At 45.3% G+C, this 7,857-nt stretch carries 2 protein-coding genes and 1 pseudogene; 2 read left to right on the plus strand and 1 reads right to left on the minus strand.

The features are described from left to right. Window positions 1-127: 127 nt before the first annotated feature. Window positions 128-4,357 carry a two-partner secretion domain-containing protein gene (locus AC4II3_RS07520; RefSeq protein ID WP_488029229.1) on the minus strand — a complete coding sequence of 1,410 codons (4,230 nt, stop codon included), beginning with the start codon at window positions 4,355-4,357 and terminating at the stop codon, window positions 128-130. Between the two features lie 412 nt (window positions 4,358-4,769). On the opposite strand from AC4II3_RS07520, the gene AC4II3_RS07525 reads away from it, so the two are divergent. Together AC4II3_RS07525 and AC4II3_RS07530 are read left to right on the plus strand one after the other, a co-directional pair. Next, on the plus strand, window positions 4,770-7,496 hold the full coding sequence (locus AC4II3_RS07525) for a CHAT domain-containing protein (protein ID WP_488008918.1): 2,727 nt from the start codon (window positions 4,770-4,772) through the stop codon (window positions 7,494-7,496). Window positions 7,497-7,534: 38 nt separating this feature from the next. After that, a pseudogene (locus AC4II3_RS07530) lies at window positions 7,535-7,857 on the plus strand (hypothetical protein); the annotation flags it as partial.

Below are 7,857 nucleotides of genomic sequence, written 5' to 3' on the forward strand. Positions count from 1 at the left end.
CTACTAGTTTAGCAGAGATTACCTGAACATTTTTTTAAGTTAATTTTAATAAAATTTACGTAAAATTCGTTGAAATTATTCTAGACTTAGGGTAAATTTTGATTCAGCTTTAGTTGTGTCTGACTACTTACAAGCAGCCCTGATGATTAAACCAACTCCCATGGCTAATTTGGGTAGGATAGGCCACCAACTCGACAATTCCCTGGTCATTAATGATCCAGCCTTGGGCTTCAATGATCGGTAATTTCTGATTCGTCATGGCTGTTTGATCATGGTCTTGGTGATACTGTAGTCTTCTTCTGAGGGAACTCCGGGTTTTCCTCCTCTTGACTGGTTGTGTATTGCCTTGTGTATTGCCTTCATCGACCATTAACCGTAAATCAGGTACCACCACCTGACCCCGCAACACCCCAGTTGGGTCAGCGGGGAGTCCTCCTCCTCCAGTGACCACAAAACTATTCCCACCCAACGCTGCACAACTACTCACAATTTGATTGCTGGTATCTACCACATCTGCGGGAAGCTTGGCTAGGGCTTGGGCAGGGTTGACATCTAAGGTATTGAGGTTGACGGTGCCATCAATACCAAGTTGAGAAGAAGCGGTAATCTCACTAGTGCGATCGCTAAAAATTCCAATGGCAGTAATAGTAATATTTCCCCCGCGTCCCAAAATGGCATTGGCAGTAATATCACTATTCTCTAGGGCTACCAAAAACTCGGTAGTGATGGCGATATTCCCCCCAGTGGCACTCTGACTGGCGTTGGTAGTAATGGTACTGTTGTTGCGTAAGACTACAAGCTGGGCACCAGACAGGGTAATATTTCCTTGGTCTCCAGCAGTAGTTTCGGCATTGAGGGAACCATTGTCGAGTTGAATGGAATTGGCAGTTACCTCCAAGGTGCCAGCAACACCGGTACCAGTACTACTGACCGTTGCTAGTGCTTGATCGCGAAGGATAAATGTCTTGGTATTAAGGTTAATCGAACCTGCTTGCCCATCTCCTATTGCTCTCGATGCGATCGCACTCTCTTCCCCATCTGGGTCAACTCTGTCTGCTCCCAATATTGCTAATCGGTCATTGTAGGTAGGGTCAATGCCAGAGAGGGTGATTGTATCAGTTGCATTGATGGTAATACTGCCAGCATCACCGTCACTGGAGCCAGAGGTCAGAATTTGAGCCCCATCGGTTAATGCTAGAGTGTCTGCATCCACAGTAATTTCACCACCACGAAAGTTACTACGGCTTCTAGCGGTAATAACTGCTCCATTATCTAGGCGTATAGTAGGGGTATTAATCGTAATATCCCCACCACTCCCTGTAGCCGTAGATTCAGTGTTGGCAGAGATGCGACTGGATTGACCACCTCTGGAACCACCGATGGGACTGACCCCAGAGAGAGTAATGCTCTCGGTAGCGTTAATCTCAAGATTACCAGCATCTCCGTTGCCAAAGGTAGCACTCCGTACCTCCGCCCCATCGGAGATCCTAAGCTGCTGGGTATCAACGGTCAAAGGTCCCCCATCCCCTATAGCTGTTGGTTGAACACTGCTAAACAAGCCGCTAGTAGCCTCACCATCCGCTGAAATCCCCATCAGCTCTACATCAGTAGCCCTTACCGTTAGGGTACCGCCATTGCCTTCACCGAAGGTAGCACTACTTATCTGTGCTCCATCCCGTATTGTCAGCTGTTGGGTATCAATGGTTAACGTTCCCCCATTCCCTGTAGCGTTTGGGACAACGCTACTAAACAAGCCGCTACTGAAGCCAAGAGCAGTTCCACTAAGCTCTACCTCAGTAGTCCTTATGGTGACGGTACCCCCGTTGCCTCGGCTATTCGTAGAACTGGTTATCTGCGCCCCATCCCTTACCCTCAGGCTCTGGGTATCAATAGTTAACTCTCCCCCATTGCCCGTTGCTGATGAGTTGACATTCACCGACAACAGTGAACTTTCCCTAACCTCTACATCAGTAGCCCGTACCGTTAGGGTACCTCCATCCCCCTGACCCAAGGTGTCACTAATTACCAGTACCCCATCCCGTACACTCAATGCCTCGGTATCAATGGTGATGATACCCCCATCTCCAGTGGCTCCCTGCTTCGCATTAGATTGCAATAAACTCAAGGATTCAATAGCTACAGTATCTGTAGCAGTAATCGTTACATTCCCTCCGTCCTTGGTTCCGGAAGTACTAGCATCTAAGATAGTACCGTTTCTTAAGAAGAGGTTGCGACTGGAAAAATTGATATTGCCACTGCCAAAACTCCCTGCTGTAGTAATGGAGCTATCCTCAAAGGTAATATTGTCTTTAGCCGTTAGGGTAAGGTTTCCCCCTTCACCATCAACAGCAGCGGTATTGAGATTACCAGCTTTAATGCCACCATTGGTCGCATTTAAGGTAATCGAGCCACTATTGACAGTTGCAGGTTTGCTAGCTGATTCAGTAAAGGTAGCCGAAGGCGCTTCCACACCAGTCAGAGCAATGGTATAGTTACCCAGGTCAAATCCCCTAATATTTTCCCAATCACTTAAGGGCAAATTCCCGGCTGTTGTGGGTGGATCTATACTGGTAGATCCACCCACAAAAATAGAAAATGGGAAAACTGGATTGGGAAAAATCTGTCCCCCCTCACTCACTGGTTCTATTCCGAAACCACTAATTGCTAAATAATAAATCCCTGGTGCAGTGGGGGATAAGGAATTACCAGCGGGTAAGGTTGATTGCAAGCAACCTCCACAATTGGCATCAGTATCATTGCTATAAATCCCTATTCCACCTGCATCAAATAAAAATAACTGAGTAGCTACCTCGGTTCCCTCAACGGTAGTAGCTGAAAAGGTTTCTCCCCCGGTTAGGAAAATTTGGTAGATATCTACATCAGCGACGTTGGCGATGGTTCCTGATATACTCTCTAAGGGAACACCGGGGGAATTACTGACAATTTTGGCATTCGTGATCGACTGTCCGGCATCTGCTACTTGGGGAATAGATGTATCAATATTCCCTATGGTTAAATTCGCACCAGATATAGCAATGCTGCGTCCATGGGTACGGATAGTGTCCGAGACAGTATCTGCCATCACAAAGTTTCCTACCCCATCCCTGTCAGCATCGGCAGTAAATACTACTGCCCCAATGCCTGATGCTAAGTCTAGGGAGTCATCGGCTAGGTCTTCTAGCAGAATATCATTGGTGGCTTCCAAGACAATATTGGTATTCCCAGACAACTGCTCTAAGGTTGACTCATAGATAGTAGTGGTTCCTCCATCAGTCAACTGGCTCAAGGAATCAAGGTCATCTACGGTTTGATCCCCTGCCCCACTAGCAATAATAATATCTCTAGGGTCTAGTAATAAGGTGCCAGGAAAGCCATTCACGGCACTGGTATCCACATTCCCCCGAAAAATCAGGTTTTCCTTAGCTGAGACTTCGATAAAGCCGCCGTTGCCGGAAATTGTTCCCCCACGAGCGCTGATGGTGCCGTAAAATCCTGTGATCTGATCTGCCTGGAGGATAACTCTACCGCCATTGCCGTTTGCGATCGCATTGGCACTAATCTCGACATTAGGGGCAATGTAGCTTCGGTTAGTCTGTTGACTACCAATTAAAACCGTCCCTCCACCGTTTGGGGAGGATACATTGATAGAGGCATTATCCCATAAGCCAATTTGAGAGCCATTAATCTTAACTATTCCCCCCGGTGCTACTAACGAACCTGTGCTAGTGACTAAATCTCCCGACAACACTAACCCTTGCCCACTACCAACAGCTAAGTTACCCTGATTCCTGATTCGAGGCAATAGCGAGTGGGGAGGGGCTGTGTGCGGAACTTGCTTCCGCACCTTGTAAGCCCCGTGGGGACCCCCAAGACCGCGCTGCCTCGCTTGATGTTGACGTAGGGCATTAGTAAAGAACGCACCAGGTTGGATAGTCAGTAAGTTACTTTGTTCTGGTTCTGTGGCACTGAACAGTCCCTGTTGACCCAATTTAATCCCATCAGCTGTGGTAGCAATAAATGAGCCAGCTACATCCAATCGAGCATTGTTGCCAAAGTGAATGCCATTGGGATTAATTAAGTAGAGATTTGCTGGGCCATTTACTCCCAAGGTACCGGATATCCGTGATCCACTCCCTCCTGTGACACGAGTGAGGATATTAGCTATGCCATCGGGGTTGGCAAAGTAGACGTTTTGTCCTTCATTGACATTAAATTCCAGGAAACTGTGGAACAGGTTACTGCCTCGGATCGCTCCGCCTTCGATTAAGTCTCGAAATTCTTGGGGAGTAACAATTGAGTGTTCTACCCCCAAGGTCTGATCGCGTATAATCTGGGAGTAAGCAGCAGTCTGGAACACTGCCCAAGCTGTGCTAGATATTAATAATATTGGGAGTTTTGAGTACCAAAACAACATTTTCGCTCCTGTACCGTAGAGGGCTGCTATTCCTGACTTTATATTCCTGACTTTAGGGGTTACTTCTGTGTCAGTAAATGGTTAGCTATCCGCTAATATCTCTACCGAGATTACCTCATCAGCCAAATTTTAAAGTATACAATTATGGTTAAAGAACACAAGGACAAGGTTCTTCAACAAAACTTTACCAAAGACACAAACAAATTAATTTGTAAAAGTATTTTTCACATAAATTATAATAAATGATAATTAATTAATCATAACCTCACATTCAACCTTTAGGTATACAAAACCAGCGAAAGTCTTTTTTCCTCAATCAGTGCTGAAGGACTTTCATGACAGGATGAGCAAAGCTATGGCAATAATTCACCAAAACAGTCAACAACAGCGACTATTCGTTAAGGGATGGCTAGTGATTCAGTGCCATCTCCCTCTAGCCCTTTGGCTACTAATTACAAATCTACCTGCTATTGCCTATCAGTCAAATTCCCCAACCTCCTCAGCAGGAGCAGTTGTCCAATACTCGTCCAATCCGTCAGCACTGCTGCAACAGGGAAAAGAACACTATCAAGCTGGACAATTCTTTGAAGCCGCTACCCTCTGGCAACAAGCCGCAACAGCTTATGCATCTTCAGGAGCAAGTATAACCTACGCCCAAGCCCTTAACTATTTATCCTTAGCTCAGCAAGAATTAGGACAATGGGAGGAAGCTCAAGTCGCGATCTCGCAAAGTCTAACCATACTGCAAAGTGTTGACAAACTAGATTCAAAGGGCATTCTGCTTCTGGCTCAAGCCTTGAATACCCAAGGAAGCCTGCAACTGGCACAAGGACAAACCAAAACTGCTTTGGAAACCTGGGAGCAAGCGGAAGCTACTTATGCTAGGGCTAAGGATGAAACGGGAAAAGTAATCAGCCAAATCAATCAAGCCCAAGCCTGGCAATTTTTAGGGCAGTATCGACGGGCAAGAAATCTCTTAGAGCAACTGATCGCAGACCTTAACAATCAACCGGATACCCTACTGAAAGCTGATGGGTTGAGAAGTTTGGGCATTGCACTACAAGTTGCTGGTGATTTACTCCAATCAAAGAAACTATTAGAACAAAGTTGGGAAATTAGCAAGCAATTTAATTCCCCTAAGGATACTAGCCCTACCCTACTTAGCATTGGCAATGTTGCTAGAGACTTAGAACGATATAATGTGGCTTGGACATACTACCAAGAGGCAGCTAAATTAGCACCAGATGGCATTACCAAAGTGCAGGCACAACTCAATCAACTCAGTCTTTTAGTTACGGTCAAAGAATGGCCAAATGCACTGTCGTTAATTCCAACTATTGAGTCAAACCTATCCAAGCTACCTCCTAGTCGATTGGCAATCTATGCTAGAGTGAATCTAGCAGAAAGTATGATTAAGCTAAAAAATAGCGAAAAGGAAGCTATTAAACTATCATATACCTCTAAAGTTGCCTCTGAAATTGCCCCTAAAATTACCCCTAAAATTACCCCTAAAATTGCCTCTAAAATTGCCCCTAAAATTGCCCCTAAAATTGCTAACGTATTGGCAATAGCCATTCAAGAAGCTAGACAACTTCAAGACTCCCGCGCTGAAGCCTATGCTCGGAATCAACTGGCGAAGCTTTACCAACAAAATCAGCAGTGGGAGGATGCTCAAAACTTGACAGAGCAAGCTCTACAGATAGCTCAAACTATTAATGCCGGAGATATTATTGCTCTGGCAGCAACACAACTGGGACAGATTCTGAAACAGCAAGGGGATATCCCTGGTGCGATCGCGGCTTATGAAACTGCCTACAACAACCTTCAATCCCTACGGAGTGACTTAGTTGCCATTAATCCTGATGTGCAATTTCAATTCCAAGAAAGTATCGAACCGATTTATCGAGATTTAGTCAGCCTGTTATTAACTCCCTCTCAAGCTGGGATCAAGAAAGGAGCGGTTAGCCAGTCTAACCTCAAAAAAGCTCGTGAAGTGATTGAAGCGTTGCAACTGGCAGAGTTAGATAACTATTTTCGAGATGCTTGTTTAGACACTGAGCCAATTGTCATTGATGAAATTGATGTCGAGGCTGCTGTAATTTATCCAATTATTTTAAGCGATCGCATAGAAGTCATCCTTTCGGTCCCCAATCAACCTCTCACCCACTACACTACTCTTCTACCAGAGGACAAAGTCAAAGCTAGACTAAGACAAGTTTACTCATCTATGTCTCCTGGTTATCCTAGTAATGAGCGGTTGCGACTGTCTGAGCAAATATATGACTGGCTGATCCGACCAGCAGAAGCAGAACTGGCAAACAGTAACATTAAAACCTTGGTATTCGTGCCAGATGGGTTCTTGCGCAATTTGCCCATGGCAGCTCTCTACGATGGTAAACAGTATCTGGTCGAAAACTATAGTATTGCTATCTCTCCTGGGTTACAACTTTTTCCTCAAAGACTTCAGAGAGTTCAACTCAACGTCTTAGTGGCTGGGTTGACCGAAGCTCGCCAAGGCTATACTGGTTTACCTGGTGTGGCTGGAGAAGTCCAAGAAATTACCGATAAAGTTACTACAGACGTTTTACTCAATCAGGAATTTACCCGTACTACCTTCCAAACCGCAATTGATAGCACCCCCTTTCCAATTGTTCACCTAGCTACTCATGGTCAATTCAGTTCTAACCCAAAGGAAACATTCCTACTCACCTGGAATGACCGAATTGGGATTAAAGATTTCGATTTACTCTTTCAAAAAAGACGATTAGGAATTCTAGAACCTATAGAATTACTGGTAATGAGTGCCTGTCAAACTGCAGCCGGGGATAATCGTGCCACCCTAGGATTAGCAGGATTTGCGTTGCGTTCAGGAGCTCACAGCACTTTAGGTAGTCTCTGGTCAGTCAGCGACGAATCAACCACTAACTTAATGAAAGAGTTTTATCAGGGCCTGATTCAGACTAAGCCATCGATGACTAAGGCTGAAGCTCTGCAACAAGCACAACTGAAATTGCGTCAAGATCCATTATATGAACATCCCTATTTTTGGGCATCCTTTGTATTAGTAGGTAATTGGTTATAGCCGACTAACTAATAGTTTACTAAGAGGTTAATTATAACATGAATAAGTTTATTTGTAAAACTCTCTTATCAGCAACAGTAACTGGAGCATTGATCTTGGCATCAAGCGCACTCCAGGCAAGTCCATCGGTTAAAGAAGGGGAAATTCTACCCCGAGATTATCGCATCAGTCTGGAATTTGATTTCCCCTCAGATGAGGAAGTTCCCAAAACCAGTGTCGGTGGAGGGGTGCGAGGAAATGTAGAATTTGAGCTACCCGGAGAATCCCCCAGCCCCAGAACTAGCATCGGTGGGGGTTCGAGAGGGGATGTAGAATTTGAGCTACCCGGAGAATCCCCCAGCCCCAGAACTAGCATCGGTGG

Source organism: Moorena sp., assembly GCF_982860115.1.